14 protein-coding genes are annotated in these 17,607 nt (G+C 41.5%); 6 read left to right on the top strand and 8 right to left on the bottom strand.

All coding sequences use genetic code 11. The features are described 5' to 3' along the window. Nucleotides 1-9 precede the first annotated feature (9 nt). Genes K3T81_RS09910 through K3T81_RS09900 form a run of 3 tightly spaced genes read right to left on the bottom strand, consistent with a single transcriptional unit; the run spans nt 10 to nt 3,026 of the window. Nucleotides 10-1,038 carry a zinc-dependent alcohol dehydrogenase gene (locus K3T81_RS09910; RefSeq protein WP_238019714.1) on the bottom strand — a complete coding sequence of 343 codons (1,029 nt, stop codon included), beginning with the start codon at nt 1,036-1,038 and terminating at the stop codon, nt 10-12. Nucleotides 1,039-1,054: 16 nt separating this feature from the next. After that, nucleotides 1,055-1,675: a GntR family transcriptional regulator gene (locus K3T81_RS09905; protein ID WP_119578485.1), complete on the bottom strand. Its 621-nt coding sequence runs from the start codon at nt 1,673-1,675 to the stop codon at nt 1,055-1,057. 19 nt (nt 1,676-1,694) lie between these two features. Beyond that, nucleotides 1,695-3,026 (bottom strand): four-carbon acid sugar kinase family protein, encoded by a 1,332-nt coding sequence (locus K3T81_RS09900; RefSeq protein ID WP_238019713.1) that lies wholly within the window; start codon nt 3,024-3,026, stop codon nt 1,695-1,697. Nucleotides 3,027-3,078: 52 nt separating this feature from the next. Between K3T81_RS09900 and K3T81_RS09895 the strand changes: the two genes are divergently transcribed. From K3T81_RS09895 to K3T81_RS09885, 3 genes are all read left to right on the top strand, one after another. After that, nucleotides 3,079-3,312, top strand: coding sequence for a hypothetical protein (locus tag K3T81_RS09895; RefSeq protein WP_238019712.1), 234 nt, complete (start codon nt 3,079-3,081; stop codon nt 3,310-3,312). Between the two features lie 115 nt (nt 3,313-3,427). Further along, nucleotides 3,428-3,859, top strand: a complete 432-nt coding sequence (locus K3T81_RS09890) for a MarR family winged helix-turn-helix transcriptional regulator (RefSeq protein WP_106897573.1) — start codon at nt 3,428-3,430, stop codon at nt 3,857-3,859. Next, a complete protein-coding gene (locus K3T81_RS09885) occupies nt 3,856-5,040 on the top strand; it encodes an MFS transporter (RefSeq protein WP_106897574.1) in 1,185 nt (394 codons plus the stop codon). Before K3T81_RS09890 ends, K3T81_RS09885 begins: the two co-directional genes overlap by 4 nt. Before the next feature lie 58 nt (nt 5,041-5,098). Here K3T81_RS09885 and K3T81_RS09880 read toward each other — a convergent pair whose 3' ends face one another. From K3T81_RS09880 to K3T81_RS09865, 4 genes are all read right to left on the bottom strand, one after another. Continuing rightward, nucleotides 5,099-8,191: an AAA family ATPase gene (locus K3T81_RS09880; RefSeq protein WP_238019711.1), complete on the bottom strand. Its 3,093-nt coding sequence runs from the start codon at nt 8,189-8,191 to the stop codon at nt 5,099-5,101. A gap of 30 nt (nt 8,192-8,221) precedes the next feature. Beyond that, nucleotides 8,222-9,415 carry an exonuclease SbcCD subunit D gene (locus K3T81_RS09875; protein ID WP_238019710.1) on the bottom strand — a complete coding sequence of 398 codons (1,194 nt, stop codon included), beginning with the start codon at nt 9,413-9,415 and terminating at the stop codon, nt 8,222-8,224. Between the two features lie 350 nt (nt 9,416-9,765). After that, nucleotides 9,766-10,275: a hypothetical protein gene (locus K3T81_RS09870; protein WP_238019709.1), complete on the bottom strand. Its 510-nt coding sequence runs from the start codon at nt 10,273-10,275 to the stop codon at nt 9,766-9,768. A 489-nt stretch (nt 10,276-10,764) separates the two neighbouring features. Beyond that, the gene (locus K3T81_RS09865) at nt 10,765-11,802 is read right to left on the bottom strand and encodes a lactonase family protein (RefSeq protein WP_238019708.1); all 1,038 of its coding nucleotides are present in this window, start codon (nt 11,800-11,802) and stop codon (nt 10,765-10,767) included. Between the two features lie 126 nt (nt 11,803-11,928). Between K3T81_RS09865 and coaW the strand changes: the two genes are divergently transcribed. Beyond that, entirely contained in the window at nt 11,929-12,729 is an 801-nt protein-coding gene (gene coaW / locus K3T81_RS09860) for a type II pantothenate kinase (RefSeq protein ID WP_161464582.1), read from the top strand. An 85-nt stretch (nt 12,730-12,814) separates the two neighbouring features. Here coaW and K3T81_RS09855 read toward each other — a convergent pair whose 3' ends face one another. After that, a complete protein-coding gene (locus K3T81_RS09855) occupies nt 12,815-13,681 on the bottom strand; it encodes an ROK family protein (RefSeq protein WP_238019707.1) in 867 nt (288 codons plus the stop codon). A 252-nt stretch (nt 13,682-13,933) separates the two neighbouring features. Here K3T81_RS09855 and K3T81_RS09850 point away from each other — a divergent pair, with 252 nt between their 5' ends. After that, entirely contained in the window at nt 13,934-15,385 is a 1,452-nt protein-coding gene (locus K3T81_RS09850) for a sodium:solute symporter family protein (RefSeq protein WP_238019706.1), read from the top strand. 164 nt (nt 15,386-15,549) lie between these two features. Next, a complete protein-coding gene (locus tag K3T81_RS09845) occupies nt 15,550-17,190 on the top strand; it encodes an amidohydrolase (protein WP_238019705.1) in 1,641 nt (546 codons plus the stop codon). Nucleotides 17,191-17,607: the final 417 nt, after the last annotated feature.

Genomic DNA, 17,607 nt, shown 5'->3' with positions numbered 1-17,607 from the left:
ATTCCTCCTCTATGAGTCAAATCTAACTAGAACTTTTACTGAGTTGTCTTGTTTATTATTAACAATTTCAAAGCCATGTGCTGCTTCTTCATAATGCAGAACATGTGAGATGATTTTTTCAACAGGAATCTTAGCTTCTTTAATAATTTCTAGCGCTTCCTCTGTATCTGGTCGGTTATATGTCATACAGCCAACAATTTCTTTTTCATTTTGCTGTAATTGTTCAATGTCCACTTCTTGCTGACCATGGAACATCGCGACGGTTACGACACGTCCACCTTTTTTCAATAGGTTTAGAGCTTGATTGATAATGCCTGGAACACCTGCTGTGATAAAGACTTTATCAAAAGATCCTCCCATTCGTTCTTTTGTTTCCTCAATCCAATTTGGATTATCCATAATGTTGACTGTTTCTGTTACATCAAGTTCTTTGGCAACATCAAGTGAGTAATCAAGCACATCTGTGATAACCGTCTCTGTTACGCCTTTTGCTTTCACTGCAGCAAGTGTTAACAGCCCAATTGGACCAGCACCAATAATCGCTACTCTATCGTTAGGTTTCACATCGCCTTTGAATGCTGCGTGAACACCAACTGCAAGTGGTTCTACGAGAACACCTTGGTCATAGCTCACACTATCAGGTAAGGAAATCACGAGATCTTCTGGTGACACAAAATATTCGGCCATTGTTCCTAACCAATCTCCCATGCCTGGCGCAAGTCGCTCATCTGAATAATTCACATTCCCCGTCATCACGCCTTCACTTTCTCCTGTACCTTTTTGTGGTTCTACGGTCACTCGATCGCCAACTTTAACGTTCTTTACCGCCTCTCCAATTTCTACAACCTCACCAGCCACTTCATGGCCAATCACAACTGGAGGCTTTCTAAAAGGGTGTAGCCCTTTGTAGGTGTGGATATCAGAACCACAAATTCCTGCTGTCGCTACTTTAATGAGTACTTCATCACTGTTTATTGTTGGACGGTCGATGTCCTTGATTTCAATTTTCTCAGCGTCTTGAACAAATACTGCTTTCATAACTGGCATCTCCTTCTTATTGAAATAACATGGATTTCGATTCTTGCAAGTGCTGTCTCATCAGGGTAATACTTTCTTCCTGATGTGCCTCTAGAGCGTTTACAATCGCAACATGGTCTTCATAGAACTTGCGAACCCTAGTAGGATCCTTGCGCAAATGACGCAAAGTAATACGAAGTAAATGATCATGGTAGTTTAATAGAATGCGTGTAATCTCTTTGTTACCGGCAATTTCACTTAGATCAACATGAAAATCATGATCCAATGAAGCAAAGCCTTTCACATCAAGTTCCTCTGCGGCTACCTTGGTTTGCTCTAAGTTCTCTCTCAAATCACCAAGTTGCTGCGGTGTAATTCGTTCATATAATGCATCACAGGTAAACGTTTCTAATGCAATTCGCAGATTATAAATATCATTGATTCTTTCAATTGAGAGATCATTAATCACAATCCCCTGCTTGGAGGAAACGGTGACAAACCCCTCAGATTCTAGACGAACAAGTGCATTTTTTATCGGTGTCTTACTCATATCTAGCTCTTGTATTAAGGTGCGTTCTGAAAGGAATTGTCCTGGTGGATATTCTTCTTCCAAAATTTTCTCCTTAATTGCTTGGTACGCTACATCTTTTAAAAGCATCGCGATCCCCTTTCTCCCATTAATAGGTTTTCTTCGCTAAGAAGACATTCTCAAAGAACCCTTCTCCACCTAACTGTCCGCTCTTCAACGCAATTTCTAAATCATCAAAGCGCTCGTCTTCTGAATATGCGCGACATAAAGGAGCTCCTGGTGCAATGCCTTGAAGGACTTCTAGTCCATAAATGCCAAGCTGTGATGTAACAAATCCAGAAGTATCACCACCAGAGATAACAACTCTCTTCAGTGGAGCACGCTCCATAATATATTTTGTCCAGCGTCCTAATTGTTGTCCAATATGGATTCCAATATCTGAAATTCCTGCTTGTGTAAGATGATCTCTTGTTGCCTTAATTGCTTTATCTTCCGTCCCTTTTGCTGTATATAGAATCACTTTCTTCTTGGAGTCTAGTAATTCAATGATGCGATTTAGATAGCTTTCAGGGTCATTCTCTTCCGTAAACAATTCATATGGCAGTTGTTCCATATGGAAGCCTGATTCCTCTGCATGTTCCAGCTGTCTCTTGGTAACTTCTGAAACACTTCCAGAAACAACGAGCATTTGATCGATATCACGTGGTTGACGTTCCTTCGCTTTGCCCTCCACAATGTTATCTCTTTTCCACTTGTTACCGAGTGCATATTCAATGCCTGAGGACCCGATTAGAAATTGCGTTGTGCTTTCGCTTCTATCTTGCCAAACTTTGTCAGCGAACCAACTCATCTCTTTTTCCTCAGCTGCATCATAGAGCATAATGTCGTCGGTATCGTTAGTAATTTCCGCTGGGTCTCTTTCCATATCTACCATGTTAATTGTTCCGATAGATTGCTTCGTCTGCTTTTGTAGATGAACCGCTAAATTCGCCTCATCCATTGGCGTTACGGGATGTTTTGACATTACAGGATGTTTATCAAGTCGATAAATGGACCCATGAAAATTAGCAAAATGATTGCCAAATACCGTATATCTTCCCAATGCTGGTGCAGCGACGAGCAATGGATAGGAGCCGCTTTCAAAGTAACGTCTAGCTAAATCAGCAGCATATCCGATACTTCCCACCTCTGGAGCAGAGTCAAAGGTTGAACAAACCTTGTAATGAACAAAATAAGGATTTATCTCTTTAAACTTTTTATAAACTGGTGTAAGTTCTTTTTCCATTTCTTCGTTATTTTTCGCACGTGCAGTCCCTGCAACCCCAATACATTGGGCATCAGAGAACCTTTCTAATAATTCTTCTGTTGGCGGTTCCAAAAAAAGAATTGTTCTAAGTCCAAAACTATCTAATGCTTCCATCGCGTCGGTGGATCCCGTGAAATCATCGCCATAGAAAGCAAGAAGTCTTCTATTTTGCATCTGTTTTTGCCTCCCACATGTAAAAGATCCAACATAGATCTAAGATGAATCTATGTTAACACAAGCGTTTTCAAAAAAGCAAGATCTTTTTTGCAAAGGCTTACTAGATTGTGAGAATGGGTGGGTGCTCTTGGGTGATGTGGCGGCGCGCTTAGCCGATGTTGTGGTGCCCTCAGGCGATGTTCTGGTGCTCTCGGCCGATGTTCTGGTGCTCTCAGGCGATGTGTCGGTGCTCTCGGCCGATGTTCACGGTCTCTCAGCAGATGTCTCGGCACAACTTGGTTAATTAACTCCGCGACTTACTTAACAAAAGTGTCCACTCGCTTTACAACGAGCTAAATTTCCTGTAATATAGTTCGGGTGTTTATTTACCTGGGTAAGTATTGAAGAGGGGTATGAAAATGAAGAATGTGGAAAACCGGGATATTATGCATGCTTTAAATCAACTGTCTCGTTATACGGTGAAAGAATTAAACGTACAGCTTAAAGATCATGATTTATATGCATCACAATGGGCCATAATCTACTGCCTGGATACGTTTGGGGCTATGACACAAACGGAGATTTGGAAGTATTTAAATACGGAAGCACCAACTGTCACACGGACCTTGGTTCGGATGGAGAAGAGTGGTTGGATTAGCAGAAAGCAAGGTCAAGACAAGCGTGAGCGGATTATTGAACTCACTCCGATGGCAATAGAGCGGATCCCTACTGTCAAAAAATCGGTGGAAAGCTTTGATGAGGAGATGCTTTCGGCTTTTTCACAACAAGAGAAAAACCAATTATACACGCTTTTAGCTAAACTAAAATCATCAGGAGAGACATCAGAATGAAAAACCAATTAGAAAAGATATGGACTCGTAGTTTTATTAGTATTTTTATGACGCAATTTTTAGTGTTTGTCGTTTTTTATACATTAATAACCACCCTTCCGCTTTATGTAATTCAAGAAATGGATGGAACAGAAGCACAAGGTGGTCTTGTTGTTACCTCTATTCTAATCGCCGCCATTGCTGTTAGACCTTTTTCGGCAGGCTTACTTGATCGGATAGGGAAGAAAAAAGGGCTTGTTTTAAGCGTAAGTGTCTTTGCACTTACAACTTTTATCTATATAGGGATTGAATCCTTTGTTCCATTAATGATCTTACGCTTCATTCATGGTCTTTCCTTTGGCGTAATTACCACTGCAACAGGAGCGATTGCAGCTGATTTAATTCCGCCAGCACGCAGGGGAGCAGGCTTAGGATATTTCGCAATGTCAATGAACCTGGCGGTAGTGGCCGGACCATTTATTGGACTAAGTCTCCTGCAATTTGTCAGTTTTAAAACATTGTTTATTATCCTTAGCATATTTATGATTGCTGGTATTTTATCAACCCTTCTCGTTCATGTGAAAGAACCAGTAGGAGCAGAAACGACTGTAAAAAAAGGAAAGCTTTCTATTCATAGTTTAGTCGAACTAAAAGCTTTACCGATCGCCATTATTGCCAGTCTCATTTCCCTTGCATATGCTAGTATCCTTTCCTTTATTTCGGTATATGCAGAGTCAATAGGACTTGCAGCTGCAGCAAGCTTTTTCTTTCTCGTTTTTGCAGGCGTAATGTTACTTTCCAGACCTTCACTTGGTAGAGCCTTTGATAGCAGAGGAGCGCGTTTTGTTATCCTCCCATGCTTGCTTATCTTTGTGGCAGGGCTTGTAATGTTAAGTATTACGTCATCTGCCTGGATGCTCTTTGTCGCCGCAGCCTTAATCGGTCTTGGATATGGCACACTACTGCCAAGCTTCCAAACGATGGCAATTCAAACAGCAGAGCCAGCCCGGAGTGGTCACGCAACCGCCACTTTCTTTATGCTTTATGATGCTGGTATTGCACTTGGCTCATTTATTTGGGGACTTGTGGTTTCGGGATACGGTTACCAGAGTCTTTACCTAGTCTGCGCTGCTCTTGTTCTTGTGGTCATGGTATTGTTTAATATGTATTATAAAAAACAACAGCGACCACATGCATCTTAATAACACAAAAACGAAAAAAACACAGTACCAAGCCACTGGCTAGTACTGTGTTTTTTTGCTATTTAATTAAAAACTTGGCTCTACTTGAACCTTCCTTCGTTTTCTTCACTTCCAAAACAGCTGGGAAGATGGTTTTTAGCTCTTGAACATGCGAAATAACGCCAATCATTCGACCGGATTGCTGTAAGTCGACGAGTGTATCAATTGCTTTATTTAATGCTTCTTCATCCAGTGTTCCAAACCCTTCATCAATAAACATCGTCTTTATAGAGATATTACCTTGGAAACTTTGGATTACATCTGACATGCCTAGGGCTAAGCATAGTGAGGCGTTAAATTTCTCTCCACCAGACAATGTTTTGACATCCCTTGTCTGACCTGTATATGCGTCATAGACATCGAGAGCAAGCCCACTTTGCCGACCATGAGACTCTTGTCGGTCACTGCGCATTAAGAAAAATTGACCATTTGATAAATGCTTAAGCCGCTGATTTGCTGCATCAATAATTTGTTCCAGGTACTCAATCTGTAAGTACCTTTCAAACGATATTTTACGATTATTCTGCCCACGAATGGCATCGTATAGGTCAGAGATAGTCCGGAGTTTTCTTTCGATGTCTCCAGATTCTTCACTTGCTTTTGCTATGCTTTGATATAAATCCTTCGCTTCTTGATGATAGTTTTTCGACTCTTGCCAAGTTTTCAGGGTAACTTCATATGTCTCCTTTAACTTAGCCAGTTCAGATTCAATCGCCGACAGATCAGCTTTTTCCTTATCCTTTAACTCTGTCCTAAGCTCAGACACTTGCTCCCTTACGGTGGAGAGTGTTTGCTTAAACTGCTCTACGCTATTTTTTAGTTCATGAAACGCTTCTTCAGATAGCTTTGCATCCTGATAATCAGTTTCCGCGGAAAAACTTGCCTCTGCTAAAGCAGTAGTAAATTGTTTTTCCACTTCTTCCCTTTTGGTAGTCGTTTCTACACACTGTTGCTGTACATGGGTAAGCCGTTCTACTGCTTTTGCCTGCATTTCTTTTACTTCTTGCAGTCTTTTCTGGATGGTCTCCCAAGCATTTTCCAACATTTCTTGCTGCTTTTTCGCTTGTTGAATTTTTTGCTCAAGTTCTGTTAAGACCCGAACGTCTTCTGGAATGTTGTTAACTCTCTCTTGGTAAACTGCTTTTGACGTATCATAGGAGGATTTAATTTCTTGATATGCTTTTTCTTTTGCTTGTACTTTTTCTTCTAACTGCTTTGTTGTTACTTTTACCTGTTCATAACTTTGCTTTTGATCTGCTAGTTCTTTACGTGCTTTGTTTAATTGCTCTACTTCCTGTTTAAGCGCAGTACCAGATTCAGTAAGCTTATCCTTTGTCTGTTCTGCATTTTCCAAGGAAACCGAATAGCTATTTAGCTCCTGCACCTTTTCCTCAACCTGTGTTTTTGCAGCCTGATAGTTTGCCGAAACTTCTCTATATTTACTATCATCAGCATCATAGTCATGCTTGGCTTTTTCAAGTTGTTCCTTAGAAATCGCATCCGATCTGCTAGTCGCTTTTTCCGGGTGTTCCACACTTCCACACACAGGACAAGCCTCTCCATCATGAAGGTGTTCCGCTAAGAGGGTTGCCTGGTTGCTAATCCAATTTTCCTCCAGCTTAAGATAGTGCTTTCTTTTTTCCTCTACTACCTGCTTTTGCTGCTTTATTTCTGTTTCCAATGTACGTAAATGATCTCTTCGTTTCAGGTAATCCAATACGAGCTTAATTTGTTCCCGCATTTCACCTAATTGCTGCTGCTTGTCGGGCAGTTTTTCCACCAGCTGATCAAGTGTTTTAATCTTTTGATCGAGCTGTTCTGCTTTATTTTTCTGTTCCTCAAGCTTTTCTTTCGCTTGCTGCCATTCTGCATAGGTGGCTTTCCCTTGTTGATGGAGACGTTGAAGCTTCTGTTTCGCTGTATCCATTTCCTTCACAACTGGTAAAAAGTCATGCAGCTTATCCAATTCTTTTCGTATCGCTTCTCGCTCAGCTTTTTTATTCTCTTCTTTTTCATATGCAGCTTGAACTTCTACTCTTTTCTCATCTATCTGTATCTTGTTTTGTTCTGCTTCTTTTCGAGCTGCTTGTTTTGCTGCCTCATCCCGTCGCCATTCTTCTCGCTGCTTTTCATATGGGGCAAGGCGCTGAGCTCGTTCTGCCTTTTCTAGCTGTACTTCTTTTTTCTCAAATTGTGCAGCCTGGTCTACTAATTCCTTTAATCGATTTTCTTTTTGCTCTAAGGCAGCAAAACGGTCATTTAATGCTTTAGAAAGATGGTATGTTGTTTGTTTCTGATTGTGTGATTTGTAAGCATGTTCATAGGCCGCTTTATCCTCCACAATTTTCGCCTCATAGTATTGACGTTCTCCCTCGAGGCCATCTAGCACTTGCTTTGTATTCTGATATTCCGCCTCTAATAGTGGAAAAAGGGTACTGCTATCTCGTTTTGGCAAACTTTTTCCAATTGCTGCAATGTATTGATCACGCACGCGAACGGCCTGCTTGTATGCATCGTCCATGGCAAGCCGCTTTTGTTTTATCTTCTCCGTAATATGCTTATAGGGTTCTGTTTTAAAAAGTCGACGCAGTATCTCTTCTTTGTTTTCCGTCTGTGAGGTTAATAGTTTACGAAATTCCCCTTGTGGTAGCATGACAATTTGCTTGAATTGATCCTGTGTCAAGCCAATAAGTTCCTCTATCTTTCTATCAATCTCGGAAACCATCTGTCTATCCACAACCGGGATTTCATTACCATTGGTTATTTCAAAGAATTCATATCGTTCCCCTGTCTTCGTCTTGTTACCACTTTTTATATGACCTAACTGGCGGAGTACCCGGTAGGTTCGCTCATTTAAAGCAAACTCCAGTTCAACCGCTGTATGGACATTGTCATCAGCAAAATCACTGCGCAGCATCGCATTGTTTTCTCTATCTTGACCACTTGCGGAGCCATACAGGGCAAAACAGATACCATCAAAAATGGTAGTCTTTCCTGCTCCGGTATTACCAGATATAACGAATAAACGATTTTCCTGTAGATCTGTAAAATTGATGACTTCTTTTTCCTTATATGGGCCAAACGCTGTCAGGGTTAATTTTAATGGTTTCAAATCGCTCGCTCCTTACCGCCTGGAAGGCAACTAATTCGTCACTGCATTCCTTGTTCTTTGAGGGGATGCTGTTTCATTTTCTTCTTTTAATAATTCATCAAGTACTTCTTTAAAAAGCTCTTCCGCTTCCTCTGTCGCCTCATTGCCTTTTACTTCTTTATAAAAAGCGTGGAATAATTCAATATCACTCATTTTTGTTCGTTCCATTGGCTCATTAGACGCTTCTGATTCCGGGGAGAACATATAATTTTTTCGTTCTACATGCATGGCATTTGGATAAACAGAGCGTACTTTTTCCATCGGTGAAAGAACGGCTGTTTCATCAGTCAAGCGAATGAACACATAATCTTCATTGATAGGATGCTCTAATAATTCATCAAGGGACGCTTCTACTGTGCGAATATCCCGACGTGGTAGAAGTTCTTTTTTCTCAAGAGAGACATCGCCCTTCTCGTCCATTTCCACAATAAAATAGCCCTTCTTGTGATTTTCTTCCGAGATCGAATACTTTAACGGAGACCCGGCATAACGAATTGTTTCCTTTGTTACATAATGTGCCTGATGTAAATGCCCCAGTGCAGTATAGTGAAAACTACTAAAATGTGTAGCATCCACATACTCCGATCCCCCAATAGATAATGGTCGTTCCGAGTCACTTGTATTCTCCTCTTCTTCCCCATATGGTGTCACAAAGGCATGACCAACTAATACATGCCGCGCATTAGGATCCATTGTTGCTTTGATCTCTTCTGTAATTTTTTTAGCAGCATCGTTATGGGAACGGATCTCTTCATCCCCAAACTCATTACGTACAATACTAGGATCACAGTACGGAACAAGATGAAAATGCACTTCTCCATGCTCATCATGAAGAATAATTGGCTCCATGTCCTTTTTAAGATTCCCTGTAATATGGCAGCCGTTATCGCGCATGATTTTACTACCGAAATTCAAGCGTCCAGGACTGTCGTGGTTGCCCGCAATAGCCAGCACAGGTGTTTTGAGTTGTAGCACTATTTTATCTAACGTATCGTTGAGCAAATGGACAGCATCGGTTGGCGGGACTGCTCTATCATATAAATCACCGGCGATAATAACAGCATCTGGTTTTTCCTCTTCAATTGCCTGAACAAATTGTTGCAGTATGTACGCCTGGTCATCGGTCATATACACACCTTGCACTAGTTTTCCTAGGTGCCAGTCCGCTGTATGAAAAAATTTCATTCTTGCTCCTCCTTTATATCTACTCATTTTATGACTTGTCGTAAGTGGGCTCATTATGCGTGGGGATAAGAGGAATGGTTTAGAAAAACTCGAATGTGTACGTTTTTCTATTTTGCAACTTCAACATTTTTACTACGGGGGCATTCCTTCCTGACTAAAATTATTACGATCCAACGTAAAAAAGGGATGATTGCACAAAGGCTTTATCGTGTTACCATTGTGCAATAGTCAGCTATGCTGCTGTTTTAATTTATAAAGTGAAACTTCAATCAGTGGGGGTTTTCGTTCTTCCCACTGATTGTTAGTCAAACGAATCGGGGTGTTAGCGTCCGTTTACTCCCACTTAAACATCACGGTTTCCCTTCATGTTCTGAATTGGGAGTCTTACGGACGCTTGCACCGGGGTAAATTTCTTTCTCAAGGTGGAGCGTCTTGTCCGCCCAGAAGGCTGTCTCTACAAGAGGTGTGAAATTTTGTGTTATGTCTTCCTTTTGATTGGTAATAATTTCAACGAGATCATGGTATGCCTGTGTAGTTTGCGAAGTCAGCAGCTCTATTTTTTCTTCAACCTTGTCAAGGCGGCCATCCACCAACACAAAACGTTCTTCCATTTGTACAATCCGCTTCTCCATTTGTACAATCCGCTTCTCTATTTGTACAATCCGCTCTTCCATTTGTCCCAAGCGTTTTTCCATTTGCGCAAAGCGCTCTTCCACTTGCTCAAAACGTTCTTCTATTTGCACGAAACGCTCTTCCACCTGAGCAAAGCGCCCTTCCATGTTGGCTTCTAATGCCTCTATTTTTTTATTTGTCTCGACCTGATTATCAAGAATTTGCTGTAATATTTCGTTCGTCTCCAACTTCATCACCTCCTCTACTTATTATAAAGTGAAACTTCAATCTGTGGAGTGTTTTTTTCTAATCCCACTTAAACATCACGGCTTCACTTCATGTTTTAAAGTGGAGTCTTACGGACGCTTGCACCGGGATAAATTAATTTTCATCCACACACTATATCAATCTATGCATTCTATAACGTGAAACTTCTTGAGGTAGGAGGGTTATTGTCCGTGACGGTGAGGTAAAACTTCTAGTTCTAACGTTAAGCTATTCTAGTAAAAATGTAAAATAAATAAAAGGCTATTTCGCCGTCCAATTTTATCCTTAAAACACAATTTTCTATTAAGAAAAATCACAAAATGAGAGTGCCTAATTCCTTTAAAATAAAAAGATCAATCTGCACATTTTATTACCATTACCTATATTTGCGTATCCTTTCCCCCTTAAAAAAACAGAGAAAAGCCGACACTCAGCCTCTCTCTGTTTGTACGCATCATTCTTAACTATCTTTAACCAAGAAATTTCACACAAACGACTTCTGGCACATCAATTACTTCATCTGTCTGTGTTAATTTCCCTGTTACTTCATCCCTTTTGAATAATACGATATTTCCACTATGTTGATTGGATGCAATCAGGAATTTCCCTGTTGGATCTAGCACGAAATCTCGTGGCCAGTCCCCACCTGAAGGAGTAAGCTCAACTAGAGAAAGTTCACCTGTCTCTTCATTAACAGCAAAAACGGCAATGCTGTTATGCCCTCTATTTCCTGTGTAAACGAATTTCCCATCTGAAGAAACGTGAATGGCACTCGCATCATTTGTCTCCGTGAAATCTTCCGGGATCGCTTTAATATACTGTTTTTCGGTAAAGCGTCCAGTTGCTGCATCATAATCCAAAACAATAACTTCTGAGCGGAGCTCTGTGAGCAAGTATGCTGTCTTGCCATTTGGATGGAAGGCAATATGACGCGGTCCACTTCCCTCTTTGACAGTCAATGTATTTACATGAACCAGCTCGTCCTTTTCCTGTTTATACGTGACAAGCTTATCTGTCCCAAGGTCAGCCACTACAATATATTTTCCATCTGGTGTATAGCCTGTGAAATGTACATGCGGTTTTTCCTGGCGATCGTGTGGGCCACTTCCTTCGTGTTTTAAAAATTGCCCTTGTTCCACTTCATTATTGCTGCCAACCTGGTGCAGGCCAATATCCCCTTTATGATAGTTCCCAGTTACAAGCACACCGTCCTTCACATCAAGGTGGCATGGTGGCGCACCTTCCACGAGCTGCCCGTTAATGGAAGAAAGTTCACCAGTTTGCTCTGTTAGTTCATAGGCATGTACACCGCCAAGCTCTCCATCCTGAGCAACAGAATATAAATGCTTCTTATCTTCACTAATGGTTAAATAGGTGGGACTGCCTACCTTTGCTGCAACTTCAGCTTTGCTTAATGTTTCCTTTTCCGTATCCAGTACAAACCGATAAATACCTTCGCTTGTCTTCCGTGTGTATGTTCCTGCATAACCGATAAATTTTGCTGTCATACGTATCTTCCTTTCCAAATTTGTTAAGTCTGTATAGCTTAATTGTATCATGTTACCTTATAACTAACGAAAATATCGCTCTCATTTTGTTATGATAGTAGTAGGAAGGTAATTGGAGGGATGGGAATGAATCGTATTGGAATTGATGCAGGAGGAACACTCATAAAAACGGCACATCGTATGAACGGAAAAATGGTTACGCGTACTTTCCAACCTGAGCAAATGGAAGAATGTATAAGCTGGCTTGAAAAGCTTGGTGGCGAATCGGAGTTTTTCATAACTGGAGGAAAAGGTGCACATATCCAAGCCAACCTATCAGGACAGGCTCAGCAAACAGATGAATTCACAGCAACTATAAATGGTACGCGTTACTTAATAGAAGAAGAAGGTCATGAAGTAAGCAATTATATTGTGGTAAGCATTGGTACAGGAACATCGTTTTACCATGTGACACCTCATTCTTTTCAACGTTTGTTCGGTAGTGGAATTGGGGGAGGAACATTAATCGGTCTTGGCTCCCTTCTTTCCAACAAGGAGACAAATTTTTCGTCACTCGTGGCTTCTGCTGAACAAGGTGATGAGAAAGAAAGCGACCTTTTAATACGGGATATTTATGCACCAAGTCCCGCTCCTCTCATGGGAGACCTCACTGCAGCTAACTTTGGGAAGGCACATCTTAATCAAGAAGCGACCTCTCATGACCATACGGCAAGCTTAGTTCGTTTGCTTGCAGAGACAATCCTTCTCCTGTCCATTCAAGCAGCACAGGCTCATCATACCAAGTCCCTTGTTTTCATTGGAAGTACACTGGAGGAAAACCCACCTTTTAAACGGCGACTAAAGATGTTTGAAGAAAGCTTTGATTATCAAGCCATATTTTTGGAAAAGGGTGCTCATGCTGGGGCAATCGGGTCGATGTTAGGATAAGCAGTAATCGTTCCCACACGGAAATAAAACACAGCAAAAGCCATGTACTTGTAAAAACGTTACATGGCTTTCTTTCTTCTAAAAATCAATCCAACACTAATGCCAAGGACCCTTTTAAACCAGCTTGGGAACCAAGACCAGGCAAGGAAATATAGTCCTCGATATTGTCGGTGATTTGATTTTTTTTGATATATCCATTTAAAAGCTCCAGTGTTTGCTTTTGAATCTGCTCTATCAACCCTGGGCGCTGTGACACTCCCCCGCCAAATATAATTTTTTCCGGAGAGTATGTAACAATAGCATTTACAGCTGCCTGCGCTAAGTAATAGCCTTCCAGCTCCCATGCACGATCGTCAGTCAATTCTGTTCCATCAACGCCCCATCTCGTCTTTAAAGCAGTGCCTGAGGCAAGTCCCTCGAGACAATCTTTGTGGTACGGGCAGCAACCTGAAAAATCATCCATTTCATGGCGCTTTATAAACATGTGTCCAGCTTCTGGATGCATTAAGCCATGCAAGAGCTTCCCATTGAGAAACACTCCAGCACCAATGCCTGTCCCTACAGTAAAATAAACACAGGAATCTTTTCCTTTTGCGGCGCCCCATTTAATTTCTCCAAGCACTGCTGCGTTCACATCTGTATCTACCACGATTGGCATACCAGCCGGAAAATGCCCTTCAAGATGCTTTAATAATGGGTAGTGCTTCCAGATCGTTTTCGGCGTTTCTAAAAGTGATCCATAATCAGGCTGAGTCTTATTCACTTGAATAGGCCCAAATGAACCAATTCCCAGTCGTTCAATTTCTTTCCCTTTAAAAAAGTCCACGACGTCCTTCAAAGTTTCCTCAGGTCCTCTTGTTGGGATACTTATCTGTTCTAGTATTTCTCCCTGTTCAGTACCAACTCCGCAAATGAATTTGGTGCCCCCTGCTTCAATTGCTCCGACTAACATCTTACCACTCCCCCTATGTAACCGTTCTCTATTTCATTATATAAGGGTTAGGAGAATAAATATAGCATTTATTCTGAAAAACGCTATGGCTGAGAAAAATGTTCCACCTATTTATTCGACACCAAATGACAATTCTTGAATATTCAGTCTGTGTTTGGTTTAATAAAACACAGACTTATAAAGAGAGGTGGTGACACTTGAGCAAGTCTTGACAGAAAGAAACCGATAAAATTTTTGAGGGGATTAACTTACATGACTTGGTATTTAAGCTATATTGTAATCTATTTTATTTTAATGTTTTCTATGGGGGTTTACTATTTCTTTAAGGTGAAAACTTATGATGACTATCTAATCGGCGGCTGGAACACCGGATTTTGGCCAATAGTCGGAACCATTATAAGCACATGGTGTGGCGCAGCTGTTTTTATTGGTTGGGTGGGCATGGGCTTTACCGTAGGACTTTCCGGATTCTTCAAATTTGCACTTCCAGGAATTTTATTCTGCTTGCTACTTATTGTTGCTTTTGCCGGTCCATTAAGACGGCAACGCCTCTATACATTGGCTGATTTATTTGGCGAGCGTTTCGGCGGTAAATCAGGCATTATCCCATCTATTCTTTCAGCATTTATTTATTCCGTTCCAACACTTGCCCTGCAAATGGTTGGGATGTCCACGATTTTTAATATTACGCTTGGAGTGGAGCTAAATACAGGGATTGCGATTTCCTTTGTCTTAATCGTTTGCTTTACCATTTTGGGCGGCTTACCAGCGACGATTATTACAGATGCGCTGCAATCTGTCATTGTAATCATTGGGATCATTGTCCTTGCTGTATCCAGTGTTATATATGCCGGTGGTTTTCAAGAAATCCTTGCTAACACACCAATCGATTATATTTCACCATTAGGCTCAGAAGGCTTGGGTAGTGTATTACTCTACGCTCTATCTGTAGGTCCGTTTTATCTCGTTTGGCAATCCACCTGGCAACGAATTTTCGCTTCGAAAAGTGAGAAAGTTGCAAAAAGTGCTGGTATTACAGGGTTTGTTATTGCAGGGGCAATCTCAATTCTCCCTTATTCCATCGGCGTCATTGCGCGTCAATACGTGCCAACCGACATGGATGCAGACCTGATCTTTTCCTATGTAACGGCGGAACTATTACCTCCTGCAGTTGGTGGAATTGTTTTCATTGGATTAATGGCTGCCTTAATGACTGGAGCCACATCCTTTATTTTACAAGGAAGTTCTAACCTAACAAGAGATTTATTCCAGCGGCTGATTAAACCAAATGCCACGAATAAACAACTGATGTTTTCGGCAAGGCTTTCCGTTGTGATCATTTCAATACTCGGTATGGTAGTAGCATATTTTGTCACAAATATTGAAACGGCCTATCAATGGGCGTTAAGACTCTCCGCGACCGTCCTTGTATTCCCATTTCTTGCCGTCATGTTCTGGAAGAAAGTGACGAAGCATGGAATGATTTGGAGTATGATTCTAGCTTTAATTGCAACATTAAGCTGGCCCTATCTTAATCTGGCCATCGACCATACCATATTCGGCTTTGCTGTCTCCATTCTAACATTAGTCATCGTTAGCCTACTTACTAGCCATGACAAAACAGAACAAGTCCGCGCTGTTTATTGGGAGGATCTAGATTCAGCAACAGCCACAACAGAAACAACAAAGGAATCCACAACATAAAGTGAAACTTTGTCTGGGGTTCCTTACCTCCCCACCAGATGTTAGTTGCACAAATCGGACCTTTACTGGCAATTGATCCTCCACTTATAATACTGAATTGCTTTCCACATTCTTGAAGTGGAGGATTTACTGCCAGTTTAGGCGGGATAAAGGAGAACACAATTATGACGATTGATTTAGTAATTAAAAATGCAACAATCCTCACAATGGATGAAAATTTTTCACGAGCTGGTTCACTCGCTGTAAAAGATGGACGAGTAGATCAGGTTTGGGAAACTGCTGAGCCGCCAGAAGCGTCTCTAGCAACTATTGACTCAAGTCAAGTTATCGATTTAAAGGGAAAAACAGTTGTGCCGGGCTTCGTAGACACGCACAGTCACCTGCTTATGTATTCACAATTTCGAGAACAAGCTAATTGCAGCTCCCCATTGAATCAAAGCATTAGCGACATATTAGAAAAGTTAAGAGCTCAGCTGGAAAAAGTGAATAACGATGAATGGGTGCTTGGCTGGGGGTATGATAACACGTTACTTAAGGAAAACCGACATCCTACTCGCAAAGAATTAGATCAAGTTTCCACAGAAGTACCAATTTTTATCCGGCACACATCGGTTCACTTTGCTGTAGCTAACTCAAAGGCTTTAGAATTAGCAGGCCTGACAGATGAGACAAAGAATCCCAAGGGTGGACACTTTGGAAAAGACGAAGATGGAAAGTTAGATGGCGTACTCTATGAGTTGCCTGCCTTGGAGCCAGTCCAGGCGGCAATCCCTACCCCATCTATTTCTGATATGGCTGACCTGCTTGGTGAAGGAGCGAAAGATTATTTAGCAGAAGGAATAACGACCTGTTCAGATGCCGGCGTTGGACTTGACCTTGGGTTGGCTGAATATGAGGCACATCTTAAAGCAGTTAAAGAAGCCAAGCATCCATTGCGTATGCGTTTGATGGTCTTACATCATTTACTAAGTGGCGTGTTTAAGGACAAAGATGCAGAAACACTCAATAAAGAAATCCAAGCTGCAACGGAAGGGCGCGCGGTATTAGATAGTGCGAAGCTGTTCCAAGACGGGTCTATTCAAGGATTCACCGCTGCTTTACGTGAGCCGTATTACACGAAACCAGAGGAATACGGGGAGTTATTGCGTGACCAAGAAGATTTCGAAAAAGAACTACTTGACCTACACAACCGTGGTTTCCGACTGACAATACACGGCAATGGAGACAAGGCAATTGAATCCATATTGGATGCCTATTCGTTTGTATTAAATAAAAATCCACGTGCCCATCATCTACATCGAATTGAGCATTTGCAAACAGCTTTACCCACTGATTTGGACAGAATGAAGGAACTAGATGTGGCCGGATCATTCTTTATTAATCATGTTTATTACTGGGCAGATCGCCATAAAAAATATTTTCTCGGGCCAGAGCGAACAGCTCGGATCAATCCACTTGCCGATGTTTCAGAACGAGATATTTTGTACACCTTGCATTCGGATTGCCCGATTACACCTATCTCCCCACTGTTTTCCATTTGGGCTGCCGTAAACCGCCAAACAATGGACGGAGAAATCCTCGGAGAAAATCAGTGTATTAGTGTGGAAAAAGCTTTACAAACCATGACAATTGATGGAGCGAAGCTTAATGCAGATGAAGCAAATTCAGGTAGCCTGGAAGCAGGGAAACTTGCCGACTTTGCGATACTAGATCAAGATCCAACTGCCGTTGATAAGATGGCGATAAAAGATATTACGGTCTTGGAAACCTATATTGGTGGCGAACGTGTTTACCATAAAGGATAACAGGCTAAAACGAGAAACCTCCGCTACATATGCGGAGGTTTTTCTATATGTGAAAATTTGTTTTGAACTCCCTCCATACATCGCTTCTTCTAACTTCATCATCCACCTATAATGAATTGGGAAAATCCCATACTTTTTCCACATTTATGCCATTCACGTTCCTACTATTTTGCCTATAGTAAGACCACACGCATTAAGTGAAACTTCATTTGGTCGGAGTCTCCTCCCTGACTCCCCACCAAATGTTAGTTAAACGAATCGAACCTTTACTAGCAGTTGATCCCCTCTCGCATTCTTGCATGGTGGCGTACTGCCAGTAAAGGCGAGATAAAGTGAAACTGCAATCAGTGGGGGCCTTTCTTCACCCACTGATTGTTAGTTGAACGAATCGGGGTGTTAGCGTCCGTTTACTCCCAC

The sequence above is a fragment of the Oceanobacillus jordanicus genome (genome assembly GCF_022095695.1).
Lineage (GTDB): Bacteria > Bacillota > Bacilli > Bacillales > Amphibacillaceae > Oceanobacillus_B > Oceanobacillus_B jordanicus.
Note: the sequence above shows the minus strand (reverse complement) of the source record. Positions and strands in the feature narration are given on the sequence as shown.